The 20,916-nt window shown below is 59.9% G+C and carries 28 protein-coding genes and 1 tRNA gene; 14 read left to right on the top strand and 15 right to left on the bottom strand.

Going from position 1 to position 20,916, the window contains the following annotated elements; all coding sequences use genetic code 11:
- Positions 1–514: 514 nt before the first annotated feature.
- The 6 genes from JYU29_RS18495 to JYU29_RS05045 form a co-directional block, all read right to left on the bottom strand.
- A complete protein-coding gene (locus tag JYU29_RS18495) occupies positions 515–835 on the bottom strand; it encodes a DUF2283 domain-containing protein (RefSeq protein WP_213983621.1) in 321 nt (106 codons plus the stop codon).
- Complete coding sequence (locus JYU29_RS05025) at positions 819–1,217, bottom strand: hypothetical protein (protein WP_213983622.1); 399 nt, start codon at positions 1,215–1,217, stop codon at positions 819–821. The genes JYU29_RS18495 and JYU29_RS05025 overlap by 17 nt, the downstream gene beginning before the upstream one ends.
- Complete coding sequence (locus JYU29_RS05030; RefSeq protein WP_213983623.1) at positions 1,214–1,546, bottom strand: hypothetical protein; 333 nt, start codon at positions 1,544–1,546, stop codon at positions 1,214–1,216. Before JYU29_RS05030 ends, JYU29_RS05025 begins: the two co-directional genes overlap by 4 nt.
- Before the next feature lie 105 nt (positions 1,547–1,651).
- Positions 1,652–3,544, bottom strand: coding sequence for a hypothetical protein (locus tag JYU29_RS05035; protein WP_213983624.1), 1,893 nt, complete (start codon positions 3,542–3,544; stop codon positions 1,652–1,654).
- Positions 3,545–3,612: 68 nt separating this feature from the next.
- A complete protein-coding gene (locus JYU29_RS05040; protein WP_213983625.1) occupies positions 3,613–4,593 on the bottom strand; it encodes an ICP22 family protein in 981 nt (326 codons plus the stop codon).
- Positions 4,593–5,714 carry a toprim domain-containing protein gene (locus JYU29_RS05045; RefSeq protein ID WP_213983626.1) on the bottom strand — a complete coding sequence of 374 codons (1,122 nt, stop codon included), beginning with the start codon at positions 5,712–5,714 and terminating at the stop codon, positions 4,593–4,595. The genes JYU29_RS05040 and JYU29_RS05045 overlap by 1 nt, the downstream gene beginning before the upstream one ends.
- A 68-nt stretch (positions 5,715–5,782) precedes the next feature.
- Between JYU29_RS05045 and JYU29_RS05050 the strand changes: the two genes are divergently transcribed.
- The gene (locus JYU29_RS05050; protein WP_213983627.1) at positions 5,783–6,781 is read left to right on the top strand and encodes a hypothetical protein; all 999 of its coding nucleotides are present in this window, start codon (positions 5,783–5,785) and stop codon (positions 6,779–6,781) included.
- A gap of 8 nt (positions 6,782–6,789) precedes the next feature.
- Here the strand turns inward: JYU29_RS05050 and JYU29_RS05055 are convergent, their stop codons facing one another.
- From JYU29_RS05055 to JYU29_RS05070, 4 genes are read right to left on the bottom strand one after another with little or no spacing between them, the layout of a single operon-like run.
- Positions 6,790–7,527, bottom strand: a complete 738-nt coding sequence (locus JYU29_RS05055; RefSeq protein WP_250157181.1) for a class I SAM-dependent methyltransferase — start codon at positions 7,525–7,527, stop codon at positions 6,790–6,792.
- Positions 7,524–7,811 (bottom strand): DUF2312 domain-containing protein, encoded by a 288-nt coding sequence (locus JYU29_RS05060; RefSeq protein ID WP_213984275.1) that lies wholly within the window; start codon positions 7,809–7,811, stop codon positions 7,524–7,526. Before JYU29_RS05060 ends, JYU29_RS05055 begins: the two co-directional genes overlap by 4 nt.
- A gap of 17 nt (positions 7,812–7,828) precedes the next feature.
- Positions 7,829–8,353, bottom strand: coding sequence for a hypothetical protein (locus tag JYU29_RS05065; RefSeq protein WP_213983628.1), 525 nt, complete (start codon positions 8,351–8,353; stop codon positions 7,829–7,831).
- A 16-nt stretch (positions 8,354–8,369) separates the two neighbouring features.
- Entirely contained in the window at positions 8,370–8,663 is a 294-nt protein-coding gene (locus tag JYU29_RS05070; protein WP_213983629.1) for a hypothetical protein, read from the bottom strand.
- A gap of 63 nt (positions 8,664–8,726) precedes the next feature.
- On the opposite strand from JYU29_RS05070, the gene JYU29_RS05075 reads away from it, so the two are divergent.
- Complete coding sequence (locus JYU29_RS05075) at positions 8,727–8,966, top strand: hypothetical protein (RefSeq protein ID WP_213983630.1); 240 nt, start codon at positions 8,727–8,729, stop codon at positions 8,964–8,966.
- 49 nt (positions 8,967–9,015) lie between these two features.
- On the opposite strand, the gene JYU29_RS05080 is transcribed toward JYU29_RS05075, so the two are convergent.
- Positions 9,016–9,156 carry a hypothetical protein gene (locus JYU29_RS05080; RefSeq protein WP_213983631.1) on the bottom strand — a complete coding sequence of 47 codons (141 nt, stop codon included), beginning with the start codon at positions 9,154–9,156 and terminating at the stop codon, positions 9,016–9,018.
- A complete protein-coding gene (locus JYU29_RS18285) occupies positions 9,149–9,337 on the bottom strand; it encodes a helix-turn-helix domain-containing protein (RefSeq protein WP_213983632.1) in 189 nt (62 codons plus the stop codon). Before JYU29_RS18285 ends, JYU29_RS05080 begins: the two co-directional genes overlap by 8 nt.
- A 108-nt stretch (positions 9,338–9,445) precedes the next feature.
- Here JYU29_RS18285 and JYU29_RS05090 point away from each other — a divergent pair, with 108 nt between their 5' ends.
- The 7 genes from JYU29_RS05090 to JYU29_RS05120 all read left to right on the top strand — a co-directional run bounded on the left by JYU29_RS05090 (position 9,446) and on the right by JYU29_RS05120 (position 13,644).
- Positions 9,446–10,060, top strand: a complete 615-nt coding sequence (locus JYU29_RS05090) for a LexA family transcriptional regulator (RefSeq protein ID WP_213983633.1) — start codon at positions 9,446–9,448, stop codon at positions 10,058–10,060.
- 278 nt (positions 10,061–10,338) lie between these two features.
- Entirely contained in the window at positions 10,339–10,623 is a 285-nt protein-coding gene (locus JYU29_RS05095) for a hypothetical protein (protein WP_213983634.1), read from the top strand.
- 214 nt (positions 10,624–10,837) lie between these two features.
- Positions 10,838–11,098, top strand: coding sequence for a hypothetical protein (locus JYU29_RS05100; protein ID WP_213983635.1), 261 nt, complete (start codon positions 10,838–10,840; stop codon positions 11,096–11,098).
- Entirely contained in the window at positions 11,095–11,307 is a 213-nt protein-coding gene (locus JYU29_RS05105; RefSeq protein WP_213983636.1) for a hypothetical protein, read from the top strand. Before JYU29_RS05100 ends, JYU29_RS05105 begins: the two co-directional genes overlap by 4 nt.
- Positions 11,297–11,842: a hypothetical protein gene (locus JYU29_RS05110; protein ID WP_213983637.1), complete on the top strand. Its 546-nt coding sequence runs from the start codon at positions 11,297–11,299 to the stop codon at positions 11,840–11,842. Before JYU29_RS05105 ends, JYU29_RS05110 begins: the two co-directional genes overlap by 11 nt.
- 144 nt (positions 11,843–11,986) lie before the next feature.
- On the top strand, positions 11,987–13,246 hold the full coding sequence (locus JYU29_RS05115; RefSeq protein WP_213983638.1) for a site-specific integrase: 1,260 nt from the start codon (positions 11,987–11,989) through the stop codon (positions 13,244–13,246).
- A gap of 188 nt (positions 13,247–13,434) precedes the next feature.
- Complete coding sequence (locus JYU29_RS05120) at positions 13,435–13,644, top strand: hypothetical protein (RefSeq protein ID WP_213983639.1); 210 nt, start codon at positions 13,435–13,437, stop codon at positions 13,642–13,644.
- Positions 13,645–13,646: 2 nt separating this feature from the next.
- Here the strand turns inward: JYU29_RS05120 and JYU29_RS05125 are convergent, their stop codons facing one another.
- The 3 genes from JYU29_RS05125 to JYU29_RS05135 form a co-directional block, all read right to left on the bottom strand.
- The gene (locus JYU29_RS05125) at positions 13,647–13,952 is read right to left on the bottom strand and encodes a hypothetical protein (protein ID WP_213983640.1); all 306 of its coding nucleotides are present in this window, start codon (positions 13,950–13,952) and stop codon (positions 13,647–13,649) included.
- Between the two features lie 122 nt (positions 13,953–14,074).
- A tRNA-Pro gene (locus JYU29_RS05130) sits at positions 14,075–14,151 on the bottom strand.
- Positions 14,152–14,218: 67 nt separating this feature from the next.
- Complete coding sequence (locus JYU29_RS05135; protein WP_213983641.1) at positions 14,219–15,391, bottom strand: cystathionine beta-lyase; 1,173 nt, start codon at positions 15,389–15,391, stop codon at positions 14,219–14,221.
- A 251-nt stretch (positions 15,392–15,642) separates the two neighbouring features.
- Between JYU29_RS05135 and JYU29_RS05140 the strand changes: the two genes are divergently transcribed.
- From JYU29_RS05140 to JYU29_RS05160, 5 genes are all read left to right on the top strand, one after another.
- Positions 15,643–16,311 (top strand): phosphatase PAP2 family protein, encoded by a 669-nt coding sequence (locus JYU29_RS05140; RefSeq protein WP_213983642.1) that lies wholly within the window; start codon positions 15,643–15,645, stop codon positions 16,309–16,311.
- Positions 16,312–16,553: 242 nt separating this feature from the next.
- Positions 16,554–17,582 carry an amino acid ABC transporter substrate-binding protein gene (locus tag JYU29_RS05145; protein WP_213983643.1) on the top strand — a complete coding sequence of 343 codons (1,029 nt, stop codon included), beginning with the start codon at positions 16,554–16,556 and terminating at the stop codon, positions 17,580–17,582.
- Between the two features lie 111 nt (positions 17,583–17,693).
- Entirely contained in the window at positions 17,694–18,884 is a 1,191-nt protein-coding gene (locus JYU29_RS05150; RefSeq protein WP_213983644.1) for an amino acid ABC transporter permease, read from the top strand.
- 3 nt (positions 18,885–18,887) lie between these two features.
- Positions 18,888–20,048, top strand: a complete 1,161-nt coding sequence (locus JYU29_RS05155; RefSeq protein WP_213983645.1) for an amino acid ABC transporter permease — start codon at positions 18,888–18,890, stop codon at positions 20,046–20,048.
- A gap of 56 nt (positions 20,049–20,104) precedes the next feature.
- Positions 20,105–20,908, top strand: coding sequence for an amino acid ABC transporter ATP-binding protein (locus tag JYU29_RS05160; RefSeq protein WP_284144893.1), 804 nt, complete (start codon positions 20,105–20,107; stop codon positions 20,906–20,908).
- Positions 20,909–20,916: the final 8 nt, after the last annotated feature.

Below are 20,916 nucleotides of genomic sequence, written 5' to 3' on the forward strand. Positions count from 1 at the left end.
CGGGGCTGGGAGAGATGAAAGCAGCGCGGCCCTGCCGGGCCGCAACTCATTGTGGCGTGACACGCTGCCGAGGCACGCGCAGCAGGTCTAGGCTGTGGAGATCTCGACGCTGGCTGCGCTCACAGTCCAGCAGGCCGAGGCTGAGCAGCAAGGCGCGCCTGGTGGGCGCGCTGGCGCATGCGGCATCAGGATTGACAGAACGAGGAGTGCGAACAAATAGAGAACGCATGGACAAGCCGTGGCGAACCGAGAAGGACCTTGCAGCGCTGTTGCTGGCGCGATCGCGCCGCCGTCGCACGTCGATCATCACGCCTGACACGGCCGTGCTGATCGCGAACGCGCTCATGCACATGGGAGACAAGCCAACGCGTGATGAGATCGCTCTAATGCTCTGTTCATCACACTGTTCGACGCCTTGCTATGCCTGCATGGCACGGGCGAACATTGTAGCGGCCGCATATGGCGTCAGGCGGGATTGATGGGGCCGCTAAGTTGGTCCGCGGATAGCAGTCGTCTAAACTGCACATCCTATAGTAAGGGCATGTTCTACCACTTTGTTCGCCTGGAGCTCAGGCAAGTGGAACCGTTTCGAAATCCGGGCAGTAAGGTCATCTTTGTTTCCAGACCATCTGTCACAGAAGTCAGTGAACGTAGCTCCCACCAAATTACCGGCGTCGTCATAGCGCCAAATAATGCCGTGCCGCCCGTCGTAACGCGCGTCAGAACCGCCACTAGCTAGGGTGCTGATGTATAGAACGTCGGTACGGCGATCGTACGAAACGCTGAACGAAACGGTCTCTGGCAACTCGCTTACCGATTTAATCATCTTTGTCATCTTCTGTGCTAGCAAAGAAGAAAGTCTTAATGAGACCAGACGATGTCCCCTCGATTATTTTGACCGGGACACGCAGCGGATGACCTCGTCGATTGGTCGAATTCTCATCTACGTACACAACGGAGTTTTTGTAGCTTGGTTCAATGCGACTTGGCTCACGTATCGCATTGCCAACAGCCTCGACAATCGAGGGGAAATCAGCAGGAAACTGAGGTGGAAAGTTGGCAGCGTGTTGCTCCTTCACATGAGCAACAGTCTCTTCATACAAGCGCACTTTTGTAATGCGCGGATCCGCGCTTGTTGTAATTTCACAATATCCCTCAGTTTCGTTAACCACATTCGAAGCGAACGAAACCACAAGAGGCTTAAAGTTCGAAGTCACTTCTTAGCTGTCCGGGCCTGTGTGTATTCGGTCTGAATGACACCAAACTCATCCTCATATTTCCCCACCAAATCGCCGAGCAGGATGGACAGATCCTTGATGTTTTGAATGCTCATTGCAACGATGGCTACTGCCTCACTCGTCGCACCATGTATCTCCTCATGAGCGTTACGCATAACGACTGGATGAGGTCGAGCGAAAATCATGCTCACATCATTACTTGCAACAGCGACTTGGATCGTGCTCGCATAAAAAAACGGAGCATTAACCCTTTCTATCATCGCACCAGCAGGCATGTCCTGTTCTGGGTTTCGATCGTTTTCGGCCATCTTGCTACCCCACGTTTTGTGGTCACCTAAGCATCATAACAGCCGTAAATGAAAGTGGTGCTTCAAAGAACGCTGATAAAAGAAGTGCATCTTGTGGTTCCTCGCCTACTCCACCTTCGCCGCATACTCGTCGAACTTCTGCAGATCGATCAGCAGGCAGTGCTTTGCAGATCCGTTAATCTTCACCTTTTGAGCGTTTCCGAGACCGCGCAAAACGATGTCGGTAGGTGCCTGCTTGAGCGCCGAGTACCACACGCTTTTGTGCCAGATCGTGTTGCCGAAGATGTTCTGCAGCGTCGGCCCGTCTGCCGGAACGGCAAGGCAGGGGCCGGTGTTCGGCCCGGCCTTGCCACGGCCCAGAATGCTGAGATTCGCCAGCGCCAGGCGCTCGCGGGCATGAGATAGTTCGAATTGGTGATCAGTCCGCACGCGCTCGCAAACACTCCCCACGGTCGGCTTCACGCCTTCGCGCCAGCCGTCGATGGCCGATTGCATCAGATGGTCGATGCAGGCGTGCCAGTTGTCGAGATTTTCCGTGCGCTCGATCGCGGTTGCGGCCGCGATGACCTCGCCGAGGTGGCGCGGGTGGCTGACAGGCAAGCCCATGTCTTCCAGCTCGGCCGGACCCACCAGCAGCTCGGCCGCCGCTAGCAACGTGCCGAACGTGTCGATCGCACGCGCTGAAAGCCCGTGTTCGTTGAGGATGCCGGCATAGGAGGGGAGCAATCCCTTAGAAAACTCCGACCAACCATCCATGACCTGCCGCAGCAACATGCGGCCATCGACCTCCGGCTTGATCACCATTTCGCGCTTCACCTGACCGGCCGTTAGCTGGAGCCGGCCGAGGTTCAGCACGGCCATGCGGCTTTTGTCCTGCGCGCCCATGGGCGGCGGGTTGATGGCGCTGAACATGAAGCTTTGCCGCGCCGTGAAGGTGGTTGCCTCATGGTCCTGGCCGCCGCGTGAAATGTCGCCGCCGGAATAGGCTACGCGTGCCAGCTCGATCACGCTTTCCGCGCGGCTGGAGCCTGGCTTGCTTTCGAGCTCGTCGACAAGAAACGGCAGCGCGTCATGTTTGGCGCGCTGGTAGATGCCGGCGGCCGTGGTGTTGACGGTGGTGGAGACAACGCCTTCCAGCATACCGCCGATCAGCTCTTGCAAGCGGCTCTTGCCGACGCCGGCGCCACCCGTGGTGAAGATGATGGGACGATAGCGCAGGGCACCGCCCATGATCGAGGTCGCCAGCCAGCCCAGGAGCAGGATCGGGTCCAGCCACGGCCGCTCCCAATTCCATGTGCGCAGATCCTGCAGCGCGCGAAGGGCGGGGCTTTCCTCCTGCGCAACATGCTCGCTCCACGGCTCGATCGTGGCCGCCTGGCGCGTGTAAAGGAAGCCGTCATGTTGCGCCGGCCGGGAGCGGGACAGGCTTGATTTGCTGCCCTTCCAGAGCCAGCCGCCGGAATGCCACACAAAGTTGTTCTGGCTGTCCACCCAGCCGCCACGGCCGCGATGCTGGGTGTTCGGGTCGAAATCGGGTTTGCGCGCCGCCTCGTTGATGAAGCACTCGGCGACTAGGTCGCGCTCCACACGCTTCACCACCTGGATCTTCTTGGGCGTCTCGGGGTTGTCGGGATCAGGCACCTTCTTCTCGCCAAAGGCGGGGAACGCCCATTTCAGCGCGTTCGAATGAGGCGCGTGCAGATCATAGAGGGTCGGCATGTCCCACTTCTCGATGACGCGCATGTGCCCGGTCGCCGTCAGCGCATAGATCTTTCCATCGGTGTCACGGCCGATGATCTGAACGGGATGGTTCGGCGGCATGTTGCTGGACGGGAAGCCCGGCCACTGGCCGGCCTTGATGCCATCGCGCGGTTCGTTCGGATCCGGATCGGGCAACGTGTTGGCGGCCTCGTCTGCCACGGAACGTGTCGCGTCGGCAAAGATCGCGCGAATGGCGCGTGAGCCGGTCTGTGTCTGTGCTTTCTTCGTCGTCGCCATGGCTTCCGGTCACAAAAAAGCTCGCGGCGACATACCGCCGCGAGCATCGGGCAGGGAACAGGGTGGGCTTAAAGGCTGCCGTAGCCGCCGGCCGTGAGGCCGCCGCTTTCCGGCAACATGCCGCCGGCATCCGCATAGATCGGCGCGGGTGCACCATCGCCTTTCGGCTCGGCCGCGCGCGCGGCATCGGCGTCGATCTTGTCGAGCGCGTGCAACGTAGTGGCAAACACCTGGTAGGCGACAAGCCCGCGAGGGTCGGCGTCCGGCACTTCCGGAAAGCCGTTGCGCTGAAGGTGGATGACGCAGGCATGGTGCGGCGCGTCCGGATTGTCGCGGATGAACTTGGCAAGCACGTTGGCGCGGCGGATCAGCGACGGCCGGTTGCCGCCGATCGGGCGGAGCCAGCTGACATCAACACGGAGAACCCGAATGTCGGTGCCGTAGGCCATCGAGGCCGCGCCGGCGGCCGCCAGCACGTTCGGCGTCACTTCCGCTTCGTCCTGCTCTTCTTCAAATGCCTCGCCGTCGACAGAGCCGTCGCTGTCGTTCACCACATGCCCGTGCGACGCAGCTCGATCGCCAGCGCCATCGTGAGCCGATGCACCAGAATTGTTCGCCCCGGGCTGCCGAAGAACATCAGCGGCTGCACCATCCTCTGGCCCTCGTACGGCAGGTTGATCGGATCCGATGTCGCCTTTATCGCCGGCAGACGATTCCACGGGTTGACTATTTTCTTGCGGCTTCTCGCCGGCGCTGATCGGCTCGACCGTTTTGCCATCCGCGCTCCTTGCCTCCTGATCTTCGAGCCGCTGTTCATCTGCGCCATCAGGCGCGACCTCGCCGCTGTTAATGGGTTCCGCCGGCGGGCTTGAGCTTTCGACAGTGCCGATCGCCTCGCTGGCTTCCTTCTGCTTGTCCTCTTGGCTCTGCTCGTCGGCCGGTGCACCTTCGAGCGCCACGGCCGCCGCTTCCTGTCTGGTGTCCTGGCTTGCGCCGGGTTCCTGTGCCGCCTTTTCTGCCGCACGGCGTTGATGCCTGTTTACCACCATCACTCTTCTCCTTGCGCCAGATCGTTGAAGTCATCCCCCACGTGGCTGGCTTCCACGCGGATCGTCTTGCCGCTTTCCTCCAGCTTGGAGAGGGCGGTTTCGAACTGCTTTTGCGCCTGGGAATTGCCGTGGTTGTTATCGCGGGCAAACAGCACCCACGACACGCAAGGCAGGCCGATTGGCGCGTTGCCGACGCCGGCGAGCGAACCGCAGGCCCACACTCGGGCTTCCGGCGCGGCGAGCGCGAACGACAAGGCCGTCTCGATGCCTTCCGCCACCACAAGCGGTGCAGGCTTTTCCGTCATCCAGAACGGTTCGCCGCTTGGGCCGGCGGAGATCTCGATGACGGCACCCAGCGCCTCGCCAAACATCAGTTTGGGCGGCGAAACCGGCGCTTTCACCGGCTTCACAGGATCCAAAAACGTGACATGGCAGGCGGAAATGACGCCGTTCCATTGCCGCATGGCAGAATGAACGGCCGGGAAGATCGGGCCGGCGGCCGTCTTGAAGCGACGGCCGTTCTCGCTCGACCAGGTCGCGCCTTTCCACCACTCGGTGGCGGATGAAAACCGGAAGCTCGATCGGGCAAGATCGGGAATCGCACGCAACGGTACATCGCGCCCGGTGAAATAAGCGAGCGCGTGCAGTTCAGCTGGGCGGCCTTCTGCATAGGCGCTCGTCGTCGCCAGGTTGAACAGCTTTTCCGCACCGGCCAGCTTGGCGGCGCGCCGCCGTGCGTCATCCTTCTCGGCGCGCACCTTGCGTTCTTGGCTCACGCGCCGCATGCCCTCGCGTTCTTCGCGCGACATGCTTTTGAGCCCGAGAAAGTCGCGGCTCCAGGCGAGCGCGCCGGAGGTATCGGTGCCTTGGAGATACGCGACGAGCTTGATCACGTCGCCGGCGGCATCCGATCGCCAATCCTTCCAAGCGCCGATAACGCCGCCGCGCAGTCGAACCTTGAACGCCGGCAGACGGCCAGCCTTGTAATCGCCCTCGATCGGGTTGAACGCCACCCACTGGCCGCTTTCCTCGCGGCCGTCAGGCAACAGGCGCTGGCAAAGATCACGAATGCGATCCTGCAACTGACCCTTGATGAGGTCGAGGTCGCCTTTGCTGTTCATAGAGGCAAGACCTCTTCTTGCCGGCGACGCAATCGCAAAGCATTACTGACAGCATCTTGGAGAAAGACATGGCTGTGCAGTCTGAGAAGTACGAACCAAAACCTCACAACAGAGAGGTTGTCGCACTTTGCTTGGCCATAAGCTTCGCAGTGATCCTTGGATTGGCAGCGTTGTGGGCCGGCGTGCGTGCTTCTGCGCTGGCAGATTTCCAACAGCGGGCGCTCTATGTGCAGTCGGTAGCTCCATTCGGCGCGTTGGCTATAGCGGCCGTGACTTTCTGCACAGTGATCTGGCGCGGTTTCATCTCTGTTCGTCAGGCCGACACAGGACTTGATCAATTGGATCAGCTTCGCCATCAGATAGCTGTGACCCAGGAAAACAACCTGGCAAGCCTGCTGCAGAATGGAGCTGAGCTGCTTTCCGATGATAACGAGCCAAAGATCCGCGCAGGCTACTTGACGTTGCAAACACTCGCAGAGAGCGGCAGTGATAAGTACCACCTTCCCGTGCGCAATTTGCTTGTCTCCTACGTTCAGCGAAACGCCAGCGTCCGTGATCCGGAACTGATCCGTGACATCGTCAAAACTCAAAATGAGATCTTTGCGAACGCACCGGATCGCGTTCTTGCTTTTGCTCACATCAATTATGGACTGAAACGGTTCTCCGGCTTCCTTGACGGAATCGTCAATCTTTCGATCAAAGAAGCCGTAATCTCCCTCGAGGAAATTAGGCAAAAGAGCGGCCTTAACAGAACATTCGTCGAATGCAGATTTGAGTTCTGCACTATAGATGCTAGGCTGATGTCGTTTGTTAACTGCGAGTTCAACCATTGTAACTTCTTGTCGCTTACCAACTACGCGGTTCTCTCTAGTAAATTCTCCAACTGTGAATTCTCGGGTACCGCAATATTGGGTGCGCCAAAGCGGGGTTTCAGAGATATTCGTGCGGACCTTAACTTCTATGATCCGAGCAACCCGCCCGTAGGAGAGGGGTGGGATTTGGATTGGTCGCAATACATTCAGGCCACCCCACATCCGGTGGTGATTAAGCCGGCGCCTATCACTTGAGGTGATTATCAAGCCGCCAGCCTCCAGCTTTGCCGTTCCACGATGTCCGCCCGCGTGACGTTCTCATTCTCCGCGCGCCACGCCGGATGCGACTTCTTGAGATCCACGCAGCCGCCGAACCGCAGCCAGTCGTCATGACGGCTGAGCGTCTTTCGCGATTTGGGGATCCACATGAAGCGCGTGCCCGGCGCTTGATCGCGCCGCCACACCAGCCAGCAATAGGCTGTGGCTGATTTGCCATCGACAACCCAGCGGGCGCGGTGCATCGGCAGGCGTTCGGCGAACTGCGCGATCAGCGCCGGCGGTCGGTGGCTGTAGAGGGTGGCGAGTCGATCTTCCCCTTCAAGAAAGGCCGTGCGCACCAGTACCGCAACGCCGCGCGTGGCGAGCCGCAGCGCCTTGGCGATGAAGTCCGGGCCGCTGATGAAGGGCGGATTGGTGACGATCCAATCGGCCTGCCCTTCCGTGTTGGGGTGCAGGAAGTCGGAAACGCTGCCGAACCCGTAAGGAAAGATATCGGAAGCCCCGACGCTGCGAAAATATTCGCCAAGCGCAAGCGCCATATGCCCTTCACCACAGGCTGGATCCCAGGCCGTGCAGGCGAAGCGATCGTCTGCGGTCCAGATGGCGGGCAAGACATGGTGGCACAGCGCGCGTGTGCCCCATGGCGGCGTCGGGAAATAGTCGAGGCTGTCAGCCGGCTCATGCCGACGCGCCATCACAGCGGTTGAGGCGAGGCGGCTCATGCGATCCCCAGCGCGATCTTGTAGAGATCGACGAGGCTTTCCCATTCCTGCCGCTCGGCATCGTCCATGGCGCGCAGCTTCACGACCGTGCGAACGGCCTTTTTGTCGTAGCCCCGGCCGCCGAGCTCGGCGTAAACGTCCTTCAAATCGTCGGCGAGATCCTTGCGTTCCTGTGTCAGACGCTCGATGCGCTCGATGAAGGCGCGCAGCTCGCCGGCCGCGACCGTCTGGCTGCTGTCGGTCACGTCAGCGGTATCGTTCGCCGGATGCTCGCGCGGTTCCACGGTCCACGGATCGAAGCTCACGAGAACACCTCTTCGATCCGGGTCAGGACGCGGTCTAGGTCGCGGTCGGTGTCGCGCTGCATTTCCAGCTCGCCGAGCGCGATGCACACGGCCTGCTTGGTCACATCGGCCGCGCGCGCGGTGTCGGTTTGGCTGAACCCGAACATCTGGTTCATGATCCAATAGGCGACACGCCGGATGCGCGAGCCTTCAAGCCCAGCGTCGGCCGCGATGCCCTTGCGGCGCGGGTCGATGTTGAGAGCGCCATGCGGGTTGCCGTCGAGATAGAAGGCGGCCACAACCACGCTCATCTTGAAGGTCGACACAGGCCCGAGATCGCCGGTTTCCTTGCCGACGCTCGCCTTGAACTGGCGCAGGGCATTGTTCAGCCGCGCGATCGTTGAGGGGCGCGGCGTGATCTGGCCTTGCCGGAAGCGACGGTAGCTGCGCTCGCTCAAGCCGGCGGCCTGTGTGAGGTCACTGACCGGGATCTTCATCGCTGTCCGCTTCGCCTCGATCCGGGAAAAGTCCGTCGCCGTCATCAATGCTGCCTTGTTTCTAGATGGCACCGGATTGGACGCAGACGCGGAACAGGATCGCCAAGGTAGCCGAGAGTTTGCGGGCCAAGCCCGGGGAGGTCAGGGCGCGTCGATCGCCGGATAGGCAGGCTTCCGCCAGTCGCATACCGTCATCGAGCCCAAAGGAGAATTCGTGATCCGCAATCGTGTCGCCGGCTTTCAGCGAGGCAACGACGATGATGCGGCTGTCAGGGGTCAGGCCGGCAATGCGGATGCGCCCGGTGTCCTTCGACACCGCGTCCGGAACCTGCACACAGACATCGAGCGACACCATCAGGGCTTGCTCCGTCGCGTGGAATCGCTGGAGCGTGCAGGCCGGCTTGAAAGGAAGCGACCGATGGACGAACTCGAACGGAATATCTTTGTCGCAGTGCTGACGATGCAAGCCTTTGCGGTTCTAGCAATGGCTGGCATGCCCCACACTGCGGACAATGTCGTCCAAGCGGTCGACTTCAAGATGAAGGGGTCCGATGAGGATCGCCGCTTGTGGCTCTCTTTGGTGCGCGAGGAGGCCGAGTCCATGTTAGCCACCGCAGCGCTTTTCTCGAAAGGTGGCCAAGACCACTCCCGACATTGAGCTGTAAGTTGCTCCTGGCGCAAAGCTGGCAGCTGCCATTTGCGGACGCTCATGCCGCCACCTGCGCCTTGCGCGCTGCTTCCAGCGCGAGCGGTGAGACGCTGAGATACAGCGCGAAGTAATCGCGGCGCAGCTTCTCGAAAATTGCCGCCTGTCGCGCCAGTTCGCGCGTCGTCTGGATCTCAGCCACGATCTTTCTCCTTGATGATCTGGTCGAGAGCCCGGCTAAGCTTGTCCATCGTCTTGACCATCGCACCGCGACGGCCGCGCTTTAGCTGGCTGTACGTGGTGGCATCGACGCCAGCTCTTGCGCAGAGGTCTTTTTGACTGACCGCTGCTTGCGTTCTCCGCTGCTCAATTTCTGAAATCACGCGAATCACCTTGTCGTTTGTATTTGCATGGTGATATGCGTCTACGCAAATTTTGCAAGTAGCGTATCAGTGTCCAGTTGTGTGAGTTCACAAATTAGCTTTCGGCGTATGAACACGCCCAGAGCTACCAAAGATTGGATCAAGGCCGTCGCGGCCTACCTTAACCTGTCGCTTTCAGAGCTGGCGGTGAAGAGCGGTTTGTCGCCTTCCACCGTGACGCGCTACATGAACGACAACAGCGGCAAGCTGACCATCACCGACCGAACGCTTGATGCGATCGCCGTCTTTTCCGGCGTGGCGAAAAACGTCATGCCGGGTCAGCAGGCAGTACCAGGCTTGGGTGAGGGCGAGGCGATGCCCTACGATGCGCAGGGTCCGGAGAAGCTGCCGGACTGGGTTGAAGCTGCAGTGAAAGCCGCCGTGGGAACACGCAACGGTGTTGCTGCCTGGATCGCCAAGAATTGGGCCCTCGATATGCTCGGCGTTATCCCCGGCGACGTGGTGTTGATCGACCAGAACAAGAGGCCGAAGCCCGGCGACATTGTTTGTGTGCAGCTTCGGGATCTCGCCACGGGCTCAACCGAAACCGTTTTGCGGCGGTATGATCCCCCTTACGTGACAACGCATTCGGCCAAGAGCGGTCCAAGCCGGCCGGAAGTCATCGACGACATGCGTGTGAGCGTTGTCGGTGTCGAGACCGGTTTGATCCGCCCGCGCCACTAAGCATCTTCCTATCAGCCCTGCTGCGCCCTGCGCCGGAACAAACGTCCGGACGCGGGGTGCTTTCGTTTGACCTAACAAACGTCCGGACGTTTACGCATGACCGCTGCGGAACAAACGTCCGGACGTAGCGCCGGCGCGCATCTCTAACAAACGTCCGGACGCAGATCGTGCAAACACTTTCGTCTTTCGTTTGCGCGTTAACGAGTTCACGCAAATCTCTATTTACAAATTTGCGAGGACGCATATTCTAGCCTCGAATCAACAAACGGAGACGAGGCATGCTTTCGGAAGAAGTCGCCGACCTCGACGAGGTCGCCAAAGCTATCGGCCGCTCGCCCAACTGGCTGCGGCGTAACTGGTCCAAGCTCGCACAGGAAAAGGGCTTCCCCCGGAAGCTGCCATGCGGCCCGGTTTGGCCGCGGCGTCCGGTTGTCGCCTGGCTGCGCGCCGGCGGCGTCGTCACGGCCTTGGCCGAACCCACCAACGACAACACCGCCGGCGGCGATATGATCGCAACCTACAAGGAACAGCTCGCGCTGCACTACGGCGGGGGGATGGCATGAGCGAGGTAACAGAAGGCGGAGGGCCGGTCATAATGGCAAGGCTCACAACTCCGCTCCTTGACGCCATGTCTGCGGCCTTAGACGTAGCGCTTGCCGGCGAAGGATTTGAAGACACTGGCGACTTCTCTGGCATGAACCGTGCGCACTTCGAGCGCGCAGCTGAGTGGGTCCTGCAAGAAAAGCGTCGTCGTGCCGCCAAGGCGGAGGGCCGGGCATGACTCAGCTGCCAGACCCTCGCACGTTGTCGGCGCAACAGCGCCGCGCTCTTAACCTGATCTGTTCGCCGCTTCGCCTGATGCGTGCCCGCAATGGCTATGGCGCTGTGCCGAACAAGATCTCGCTCAATGTCGCCAGCTCGCTCAAGGGGCTCGGCCTCGCGCGAATGGAAAAGAACACGCAGCTCGTTCCCACCGGCGCCGGCCGCCAGGTGCAAGCCGTGATCGAGGTTCGCCGCGATCGGAGGCAGAGCGCATGACCATGCTCGAGCAAGCCATGCGCGCCTTTCTGGAATGGGCAGACTTCGGCAACTTCGTCATGCTGGTCGGCATCACCTTCCTTCTCAGCCTCGCCGTCTCCTTCATGCTGCTCGCCCAGCCGAAGCCGCGCCGCAGCGGTTTCGAACTCACCTACAAGCCCGAAACGGCTGTGCGCCTCGATCCGCTGGAGCCAGCCAATGACCACTAATGACGATGCCTTGCTTGCCGCCATGTTCGGCGAGCCGCAGGAACAGGGGCCGGTTCTCACCGAAGCCGACTTAGAAGGCGAGGTTTGGGAGCGGGCTTACGAATGGGCCGATGGCTTTTCCGACATCTATGGCTGCGACCACGTCTCCCGAGAGCGGCTTACCGTCGCCTTCGCCAGTGCGATCAAGGAAGCGAGTGCCCCGCCGCATGAAAGCTTCGACGAAACCGTGAAGCGCTTCACCACCTTCGTCTTCGCCGAAGGCGACGTGTCGATCCAGATGGTGAAAGCCCACATCAAGCAGTTCGCCGAAGCCATCCGGCCGCGCGTCGAGTTCGACGAGGCCATGATGGTGAAGATGATGGAGCGGCACAACGAAATGTCGGCCAAGATCTGTGAGCTGAAAACGCAGCTCCTATCGACTGAGATCGTCGAAGTGGTCACCGCCAATCGGCAGACCTTTACTGTTCCCGATGGGTTCGAAGCGGTCCGCGACTTGGAAGGCCGTGCGACCGGCGAGATCCGCAGACTGACCTGATCAAAGTTCCCTCTCTCCATCCTCCCAGGAGAGCGGCACGGCCGGGCAGGGGTATGTATCGAGCACCCGCCCGGCCGCTTCTCATTTGCCATGCCGTGTTGCATGTTGCTCGATCGCACCCGGCCGCCAGCCCCGGAGATCGCAATGCCTAGGAAGTCACCCCACCCACACGTCAACTGGCGCGACGGCCGCCCGCGCTTCGATCCGGCCAAGGATCTGCGCGATGCCGGCCACAAGGGCAAGGATCTGCGCCATGAGGACGGCCGCTGGTTTACGCGCGGAGAGGCCGTCGACTGGTCTGATCGCTTCGTGAAGGAGCTGGCGGCCGCCAAGACGAAAACGCGCAAAGCTACAGGCAAGCGGCCGGTCGCGATCTACACCGTGGCCCAACTGTTCGAGGACTGGCAGCGCAGCCCGCGCTTCCAGCGGCCGCCGCCCGAGGGCTTCAAGCCAAACACGATCATCGATCTCAAATACAAGCTGAGCCTGATCGAGCGCGATCATCCGATGATCTGGAATGCACCCGTGCGCTCGCTGGAACAGCCGACGATTCGCAGCATGTTTGAAAAGCTCTGGACCGAACGCGGCCTTGCATCCGCGCGTGGTGCGGTGCTGACGCTGTCGGCCGCCATCAGCTGGGGTCAGCTCAACGGCCGAGTGCGCGGTCTGCCGGTCAACCCGTGCTTCCGCATCCGCATGTCGAAGCCCGCACCACGCGTGCGCTTTGCCACCCGCAAGATGGTCGAAGCCTTCATCGCCGCCGCCGATCATATCGGCCGGCCGGAAGGTGGCGACATGATCGTGCTGGCGCTCTGGACCGGTCAACGGCAGAACGATCGCATTTCACTTCAAGAGAAAGGCCTGCACAGGAACCGGCGTCTGTTCCGCCAGGCGAAGACCGGAGCGATGGTCGCAATCCTGCAAGCCCCGGAACTGGAAGCACGCCGCGCCAAGGCTCAGGAGCGCCGCAAGGCGGTTTACGCAGAAGCGATGTTGAGAGCGACGGACAAGGAACGCCGCGCCGTCGAAGCGCTGTTCTCGCACTTCGTGCTGGATGAACAACGTTGGGTGCCGTTCTCGGGAGACCACTGGTCGCGCACCTTCGCCGAGATCCGCAAGGTGGCGGTCTCGGGTGCGAAGGACAAGGCGGGCAGGGTTGTGCTTGAGCCTTGCCCGGAATGCGAAGGCTTCTGGGATCTCGACTGGCGCGACACCTCAGTCACATGGATGGCGCTCGCCGGCGCAACCATCCCCGAGATCATCAGCGTCACCGGCCACTCGATCGAGAGCGCCACGGAAGTGCTGAAACACTATCTCGCGCGCCATCCGGAAATGGCCGACGAGGCCATGCGCAAGATGATCACATGGTACGACGCCGGCGGCGAAACGGAGATCGGGCTTTAGCCAGACGTGGATAAAGCAGCTGGCAGATCATCTTCGCCGGCGCATCAAGAACCCTGCATTCGCAACGCTTCTGACCTTCACCGGGCCGTGATGGGAAACTTTTCAACAGCCCGTTGATCCACACTCCCGCCTGAGACAGTGTATAGGAATATATTCTAGCCTACGAACTGCCGGACTTGGGAAGAGAGATGATTCAGTTTCGTTCGAACAACGCACTCCAGACGATCGACCATGAAATTGCAGAAGCCCGCAGCCTGACCGACGCTGCACTTTTCTTGCAGGAAGAACACGAACCTTCACAGGCACAGCGCGTGCGGCGCTGCACCGTGACGATCCTCTATGTGATCATGGATAAACTGGCCCGGGTCGATCGCGCCTTGCCGGCGCTGCGGAAGTAGCCCTATCCGTCGGAAGCAGCGGCGGCTAAACGTCGAACAACATACCCAACTGACGCTGCCATCAGAAAGATCGTGCCGATGGCAAGCAAGATATAGCTGAACAACGGGCTGCCGGTCGGGAATGCAACGGCAATCCTGATTGCGGCGGCACCAGCAGCTATCAGAAGCACTACCCATGACTTGCGAGCTGCAAAGCCAGCACAAAGCGACGCCAGCAGGATGATGAGAAATGACGGGTCTTGCAGCGAACCCACAAAGGTTCCGGAAAGGACAGTCGTAAAGATTTGGAGCGCGTTCAGCTCATTCATTGACGATCACTCCCCCTGTGCCGCCACCCTCGTACGGAAAGCTTTTCCGTACAACTTCCCGTATGGCTCCCGGTGTTCCGGACCCGTTCACACGGGAAGCTAGCTAAGTCCTTGGGAAATAATGGTCGGAGTGGAGAGATTCGAACTCCCGACCCTCTGGTCCCAAACCAGATGCGCTACCAGACTGCGCTACACTCCGCCAATGCGCGTCTCCTAGAGGGCGGATCGCGCGATGGCAAGACCACGAACAGGAAAAGTGCGCATTCTTAAGCGCTTTTTGCGGCGGCCAACGCTTTGGTGAGATCCGCCTTCAGATCTTCCACATCTTCGAGGCCGATCTGCAGGCGGATAACGGGGCCTGCATAGTCGCGGCTCGCAACCGTGCGGTCGGCAAGGGAGACCGGCACCGCGAGGCTTTCGAATCCGCCCCAGGAGTAACCGAGCCCGAAAATCTGCAAGGCATCGAGGAACGCATCGGTCTGCGCTGTGTTGGCGCTATCAAGAACGATCGAGAAGACGCCGCTCGATCCGGTGAAGTCGCGCTTCCAAAGGTCGTGGGACGGAAACGATTCCAGGGCAGGGTGCAGCACCTCGGCCACGCCTTCCTCCTGTTCCAGCCATTGCGCGAGTTCCAGCGCGGATTTGCGGTGGTGCTCGAGCCTGACGCCCATCGTTCGCAAGCCGCGGAATGTCTGATACGCGTCGTCAGGACCTGCGCACATGCCAAGCGCGCTGTAGGTCTCTTCCAGCTTGGCGAAATAAGGCTCGATCGCGGACATCGTGCCCAGAAGCACGTCCGAATGGCCCGCCGGATATTTGGTGGCCGCTTGAATGATGACGTCCACGTCATGATCCACAGAGCGGAAGTAAAGCGGCGTTGCCCAGGTGTTGTCCATCATCACAACGGCACCAGCCTCGTGCGCGGCGGCTGCGATCGCAGGAATGTCCTGAATTTCGAACGTGTTCGAGCCCGGTGATTCCGTGAATACGACCTTGGTGTTCGGCTGCAACAGCGCTTTGATGCCGCCGCCGATCAGCGGATCATAGTAGGTGACGGCGACGCCGAGGCGTTTCAGAACCGTGTCGGCGAAACGACGGGTCGGGAAATAAACCGAATCGGTGATCAACACGTGATCGCCCGATGACAGAAAGGCCAGCAGCGGCACGGTGACGGCTGCAAGCCCCGATGGAACGAGTAGCGTGCCGGCAGTGCCCTCGAGCGCGTCTATGGCGGCGGCAAGCGCGTCTGTGGTTGGCGTACCATGCGTGCCATACGTGTATTTCTGGTCACGTCGACGCATGGTGTCGGCATTGGGAAACAGAACCGTGGAGGCATGAACCACCGGCGGGTTGACGAAGCCGTGAAAGCTCTTCGGATCGTGGCCACCATGTGCCAGCCGCGTGTTCATGCCCTGCTTGCCGCTTGTTGACGTCGTCATCGTGACCTCGTGAAACTTGTTTGCCGACGGTTACGCATGCACTAGCTCAAGCGCAACCTGCCAGTTCTGCTGGACCAATCATCTCGCCATGCAAAGGCCTTCGCTTGACCAACTCGCTTCCACCGCAACCTGAAAATTCTCCGAGCGAACCTGAGCGCGGCACGCAACGCTTCATCTACCGTATGCGCCAAGGTTGGACGCAGCTCCGGTCTGGTCCCGTTGATGGAGCGGAGCCCATCTGGACGCAGACGATGACGATCATTGCCTGGACTGCGGCCTTCCTGATCATCGCGCTGAGTTTTGTAGACGGTCGAATCAATGCGGCCGTGCGTGCCTCACAGGCGCCGCTGCGCGTCTTTATGGCCGATTGGACGGATCTGGTGCGTATTCAATGGTACCTTGTTCCAGCTGCGCTTCTTGTTCTGATTGCAGGCGTCGCAGACTGGGGAAAACCCGATAGCGGGGCGCGACGTGTTTGGTCGAACCTTTATGAACAGGCCATCTTTGTGGTTGTCGCGGTTGGCGGAGCGTTGATGGTCACCAACGTCTTCAAGATAATTTTTGGGCGCGCGCGACCGGTTCTGTTCGACGATTTCGGGCAGTTGCACCTGCAGCCATTTACCGTTGCGCATGATTTTGCGAGCTTTCCATCCGGCCATTCCACCACTGCTGCGGCACTGACAGTGATCCTGATGGCCTGGCTTCCGCGCTTCCGGTGGTTCTTTCTGGCCGCAGGTCTGTTCATGGCGGCAAGCCGCGTTGCAGCGGATGCGCATTATCCAAGCGACATCGTTGCAGGCTTCACGCTTGGCTTCCTGGTCGTGCTGTCGCTTGCGCGCTGGCTGGCGCAACGTGAGATCGCCTTTCGTGCGCAACACGACCATTTGCTGCCGGTGCCGTGCTTTCGTCGTGCCGCTTGAACGACGTAGCGGCAACGGCTCAGCCTCTTATCCTTTGGTATGATGAAGAGGCGAGCAGGCCGTTATTATTGCACAACAAAAAAGCTTCCTGGCCCTTTCGCCCTTGACCACTGGCTCAATATCGCTTTCGATGCCGGTGTGAGGGACTGATGAAGGGTGCCAGTATGGCTGCGACACCCGGCAGCATCGTTCACTCTCCAAATAAGATCAGGACGCTTCGGCGCGACAAGAGGGTTGTGGTAATGAAAACAGTCATCAAGATGCTGGTTGGTGCAGGCGTGCTTGCCGCTTCCGCTGCCACGGCTTCGGCAGCAACGCTGGACGACGTGAAGGCAAAAGGCTTCCTGCAATGCGGCGTCAACACCGGTCTGGCTGGCTTCTCTGCGCCGGACAACAAGGGTGAATGGACCGGCCTCGATGCTGATTTCTGCCGTGCCGTTGCCGCTGCCGTGTTCGGCGATGGGACCAAGGTGAAGTTCACCGGACTTTCGGCGAAGGATCGCTTCACCGCGCTTCAGTCAGGCGAAATCGACATGCTTTCGCGCAACACGACCTGGACGATCAACCGCGACACCGCGCTTGGTTTCAACTTTGCTGGCGTCACCTACTATGACGGCCAGGGCTTCATGATCAATTCGAAGAAGCTCGAAGGCATCACCTCGGTCATGCAGCTGTCCGGCGCTTCCATCTGCGTGCAGGCGGGCACCACGACCGAGCTGAACCTCGCCGATTATTTCCGCGCCAACAACATGGAATACAATCCGGTTGTTTTCGAAAAGTTTGAAGAAGCCAATGCGGCTTATGACTCGGGTCGTTGCGACGCCTACACCACGGATCAGTCCGGTCTCTACGGCGTACGCCTGCAGATGGCATCCCCGGACGATCACGTCGTTCTGCCGGAAATCATCTCCAAGGAGCCGCTCGGACCAGCCGTTCGCCAGGGTGACGATCAGTGGCTGGACGTCGTGAAGTGGACCTACTTCGCTCTTCTGAACGCAGAAGAAGCCGGCGTCACGCAGGCAAATGTCGAGGAGATGAAGAACTCGGCCAATCCGGACATTAAGCGCATGCTTGGAACCGAAGCTGAAACCAAGATCGGCACCGATCTCGGCCTCACCAATGACTGGGTCGTCAACATCATCAAGGCGACCGGCAACTATGGCGAGATCTTCGAGCGCAATGTCGGTTCGGGTAGCCCGCTGAAGATCGCACGCGGCGTAAACGCGCTGTGGACGAAGGGCGGCCTGCAGTACGGCATGCCAATCCGCTAAGGGCGAGCTGAACAATCGTCGGGGTGCTTCGGCACCTCGACGACGCAGCCACGGCAGGACCGGTCTCAAGAACACGGCCGCCTCATATCAAGACCGTGGGAAGGGAACCCCGTGGCAACACAAGACGTGACAGAGGACGTCAGCCCAGGCAGGGCGTCGTTCCTTTATGATCCGCGCATCCGAAGCCTTTTCGTACAGATCGTTGTCGTCCTGCTGCTCATTCTGGGCGTGTGGTGGATTGTCGACAACACGCTGGAAAATCTTCGCCGCTCCAACATCTCGACCGGCTTTGACTTTCTCAAAGGGCGCTCGGGTTTCGATATTTCCGATCAGCTGATCGCGTATAGCTCAAATTCCACTTACGGACGCGCACTCGTTGTCGGCATTGCCAACACGCTGATGGTGGCCGTCACCGGTATTATCGCTGCGACGATCATCGGCTTTCTGGTTGGCATCGGGCGCCTTTCCAACAACTGGCTGATCCGCAAGATTGCTACCGTTTACGTCGAAATCTTCCGCAACATCCCGCCGTTGCTGGTGATCCTGTTCTGGTATCAGGGTGTTCTGGCGCTCTTGCCGAACGTGCGTGGAAGCTATGTGCTGCCTTTCGGCTCGTACCTGAACAGCCGTGGTTTTTATCTCCCGAGCCCGGTTTGGGGTGAGGGCGCATGGCTTGTTCTCGCCGGACTGGCGATAGGTGTGGCGCTCAGCTACTTCGTGGCGAGACGGGCAAAGGCACGTCAGGCTGCCACGGGCCAGCAGTTTCCCGTTTTCCTGACAAGCGTCGCCTTGATCCTCGGCATGCCGCTCCTGGGCTTCTTTCTTGCCGGAATGCCTCTGACATTCGACCTGCCGCAGAAAGGTGCGTTCAACCTCAACGGCGGCCTCAACATCAAGCCGGAATTCCTGTCTCTCTTCCTGGCTCTGTCTTTCTATACGGCATCCTTCATTGCCGAGATCGTGCGCGCCGGCATTCTGGGCGTGAGCCGGGGGCAGACCGAAGCGGCTGCGGCTCTCGGATTGAGCTCAAGCCAGAGCTTGCGGATGGTGGTGATTCCGCAAGCCATGCGCATCGTCATTCCGCCTTTGACCAGCCAATATCTCAACCTCACCAAGAACTCGTCTCTGGCCGTCGCCATCGGCTATCCCGACCTCTATGCGGTTGGCGGAACGATCCTCAACCAGACGGGTCAGGCGATCGAAGTGGTGGTCGTGTTCATGGTGGTTTACCTCACCATCAGCTTGCTGACGTCGCTTCTGATGAACTGGTTCAACGCCAAAATGGCCCTTAACGAGAGATAGACCATGCAAGAGCACGATCTCTCCTGGGTACGGACCGAAATGACACTGGCGCAGCGCGCGCCAAGTCGCGAGGCTGGAGCGTTCGCCTGGGGTCGCAAGAACCTCTTTGCAACGCCGTTGAACTCGCTCATGACCGCCATTGCGATTGTCGCGGTGGCTTGGTTCCTGCCCAAGATACTGAGCTGGGTGCTGTTCGACGCTGTTTGGACGGGTGCGGACCGCACCGCCTGCTTGACCACGGCACAAGGTGGAGAACTGCCGGTTGGGTGGTCAGGGGCGTGCTGGCCCTTCGTCAGCAGCCGCTTCGGCTACTTTATGTTCGGCCGCTATCCGCTGGACGAGCGCTGGCGCGTCATCCTCACTGGCGTGATTTTCATTGCGCTGCTCGTGCCCCTGCTGATCCCGCGAGTGCCGTACAAGGGATTGAATGCGGTCCTTATTTTCGGCGTATTCCCTGTTGTCGCCTTCATCCTTCTATTGGGCGGCGTGTTTGGCTTGCAGCATGTAGAGACGTCGCTCTGGGGTGGCCTGATGGTCACGCTGGTTCTGTCTTATGTGGGCATCGCGGTGTCGCTGCCGCTCGGCATTCTTCTGGCGCTCGGACGACGGTCACGCATGCCGGTGGTCAAGCTGCTGTCGGTGATCTTCATCGAAACGGTGCGCGGTGTGCCGCTGGTGACGGTGCTGTTTATGGCGGCATTCATGTTGCCGCTGTTCGTTCCGCCCGGCGTGACGTTCGACAAGCTGCTGCGTGCCTTGATCGGCGTGGCGCTGTTTGCCTCGGCTTACATGGCAGAAGTCATTCGCGGTGGTCTCCAGGCCATCCCTCGCGGCCAATACGAAGGCGCTGATTCACTCGGCCTCGGTTACTGGCAGAAGATGGGGCTGATCGTGATGCCGCAGGCGTTGAAACTGGTTATTCCCGGCATCGTCAACTCCTTCATCAGCCTCTTCAAGGACACGACGCTGGTTTTGATCATTTCGATGTTCGACCTGCTGGGCACCGTAAAGCAGAGCATTTCAGGCGATCCGACCTGGGCCACACCGCAGACGGCCAAGACCGGCTATGTGTTTGCGGCGCTGATCTTCTGGATCTTCTGTTTCGGCATGTCGCGCTATTCCATGTTCATGGAGCGGCGGCTGGACACAGGGCATCGGCGCTAGGCGCAATCGCGAACTCGTCAGGACACACAGGCGCAAACGCCAAAGGAAAGAAGACTATGGCAATCGAGAATGCCGTCAGCGATCAGGATCGTGATGTCGACCGTTCGAAGATGCACATCTCCGACACGGAAGTGGCTGTCGATATCAAGGGCATGCACAAGTGGTATGGCGACTTCCACGTTCTGCGTGATATCAACCTCAAGGTCATGCGCGGCGAGCGCATCGTTATCTGCGGTCCGTCAGGCTCCGGCAAATCGACGCTGATCCGCTGCATCAACCGTCTGGAAGAGCACCAGAAGGGCCAGATCATTGTCGATGGCACAGAACTGACGGATGATCTGAAGAAGATCGACGTAGTGCGCCGCGATGTCGGCATGGTGTTCCAGCACTTCAACCTGTTCCCGCATTTGACGATCCTCGAGAACTGCACCTTGGCGCCGATCTGGGTTCGCAAGACGCCAAGGAAGCAGGCCGAGGAAACGGCGATGCATTTCCTGCGTCGTGTGAAGATCCCGGAGCAAGCCAACAAATATCCAGGCCAGCTTTCCGGCGGTCAGCAGCAGCGCGTGGCAATCGCCCGCTCGCTTTGCATGAACCCGCGCATCATGTTGTTCGATGAGCCGACCTCTGCGCTCGATCCGGAAATGATCAAGGAAGTGCTGGATACGATGGTTGGTCTCGCCGAAGAAGGCATGACCATGCTGTGCGTGACCCACGAAATGGGTTTCGCGCGCAAAGTCGCCAATCGTGTGATCTTCATGGATCAGGGACAGATCGTCGAGCAGAACACGCCAGCCGAGTTCTTCAACGATCCGAAGCACGAGCGCACCAAGCTCTTCCTCAGCCAGATCCTGCACTAGGCTGGAGA

Origin of the sequence: Tianweitania aestuarii (genome assembly GCF_018457165.1) — a bacterium.
GTDB lineage: Bacteria > Pseudomonadota > Alphaproteobacteria > Rhizobiales > Rhizobiaceae > Tianweitania > Tianweitania aestuarii.

What these genes read in the sequence shown, in the direction of transcription:
- JYU29_RS18495 (WP_213983621.1), bottom strand. Translation starts at nt 835, where the DNA reads ATGACAAAGATGATTAAATCGGTAAGCGAGTTGCCAGAGACCGTTTCG.
- JYU29_RS05045 (WP_213983626.1), bottom strand. Translation starts at nt 5,714, where the DNA reads ATGAACAGCAAAGGCGACCTCGACCTCATCAAGGGTCAGTTGCAGGAT.
- JYU29_RS05160 (WP_284144893.1), top strand. Translation starts at nt 20,105, where the DNA reads ATGGCAATCGAGAATGCCGTCAGCGATCAGGATCGTGATGTCGACCGT.
- JYU29_RS05100 (WP_213983635.1), top strand. Translation starts at nt 10,838, where the DNA reads ATGACTCAGCTGCCAGACCCTCGCACGTTGTCGGCGCAACAGCGCCGC.
- JYU29_RS05035 (WP_213983624.1), bottom strand. Translation starts at nt 3,544, where the DNA reads ATGGCGACGACGAAGAAAGCACAGACACAGACCGGCTCACGCGCCATT.
- JYU29_RS05120 (WP_213983639.1), top strand. Translation starts at nt 13,435, where the DNA reads ATGATTCAGTTTCGTTCGAACAACGCACTCCAGACGATCGACCATGAA.
- JYU29_RS05155 (WP_213983645.1), top strand. Translation starts at nt 18,888, where the DNA reads ATGCAAGAGCACGATCTCTCCTGGGTACGGACCGAAATGACACTGGCG.
- JYU29_RS05140 (WP_213983642.1), top strand. Translation starts at nt 15,643, where the DNA reads ATGACGATCATTGCCTGGACTGCGGCCTTCCTGATCATCGCGCTGAGT.
- JYU29_RS05105 (WP_213983636.1), top strand. Translation starts at nt 11,095, where the DNA reads ATGACCATGCTCGAGCAAGCCATGCGCGCCTTTCTGGAATGGGCAGAC.
- JYU29_RS05055 (WP_250157181.1), bottom strand. Translation starts at nt 7,527, where the DNA reads ATGAGCCGCCTCGCCTCAACCGCTGTGATGGCGCGTCGGCATGAGCCG.
- JYU29_RS05030 (WP_213983623.1), bottom strand. Translation starts at nt 1,546, where the DNA reads ATGGCCGAAAACGATCGAAACCCAGAACAGGACATGCCTGCTGGTGCG.
- JYU29_RS05110 (WP_213983637.1), top strand. Translation starts at nt 11,297, where the DNA reads ATGACCACTAATGACGATGCCTTGCTTGCCGCCATGTTCGGCGAGCCG.
- JYU29_RS05090 (WP_213983633.1), top strand. Translation starts at nt 9,446, where the DNA reads ATGAACACGCCCAGAGCTACCAAAGATTGGATCAAGGCCGTCGCGGCC.
- JYU29_RS05115 (WP_213983638.1), top strand. Translation starts at nt 11,987, where the DNA reads ATGCCTAGGAAGTCACCCCACCCACACGTCAACTGGCGCGACGGCCGC.
- JYU29_RS05135 (WP_213983641.1), bottom strand. Translation starts at nt 15,391, where the DNA reads ATGACGACGTCAACAAGCGGCAAGCAGGGCATGAACACGCGGCTGGCA.
- JYU29_RS05075 (WP_213983630.1), top strand. Translation starts at nt 8,727, where the DNA reads ATGGACGAACTCGAACGGAATATCTTTGTCGCAGTGCTGACGATGCAA.
- JYU29_RS05065 (WP_213983628.1), bottom strand. Translation starts at nt 8,353, where the DNA reads ATGACGGCGACGGACTTTTCCCGGATCGAGGCGAAGCGGACAGCGATG.
- JYU29_RS05125 (WP_213983640.1), bottom strand. Translation starts at nt 13,952, where the DNA reads ATGAATGAGCTGAACGCGCTCCAAATCTTTACGACTGTCCTTTCCGGA.
- JYU29_RS05095 (WP_213983634.1), top strand. Translation starts at nt 10,339, where the DNA reads ATGCTTTCGGAAGAAGTCGCCGACCTCGACGAGGTCGCCAAAGCTATC.
- JYU29_RS05040 (WP_213983625.1), bottom strand. Translation starts at nt 4,593, where the DNA reads ATGGTGGTAAACAGGCATCAACGCCGTGCGGCAGAAAAGGCGGCACAG.
- JYU29_RS05050 (WP_213983627.1), top strand. Translation starts at nt 5,783, where the DNA reads ATGGCTGTGCAGTCTGAGAAGTACGAACCAAAACCTCACAACAGAGAG.
- JYU29_RS05070 (WP_213983629.1), bottom strand. Translation starts at nt 8,663, where the DNA reads ATGGTGTCGCTCGATGTCTGTGTGCAGGTTCCGGACGCGGTGTCGAAG.
- JYU29_RS05145 (WP_213983643.1), top strand. Translation starts at nt 16,554, where the DNA reads ATGAAAACAGTCATCAAGATGCTGGTTGGTGCAGGCGTGCTTGCCGCT.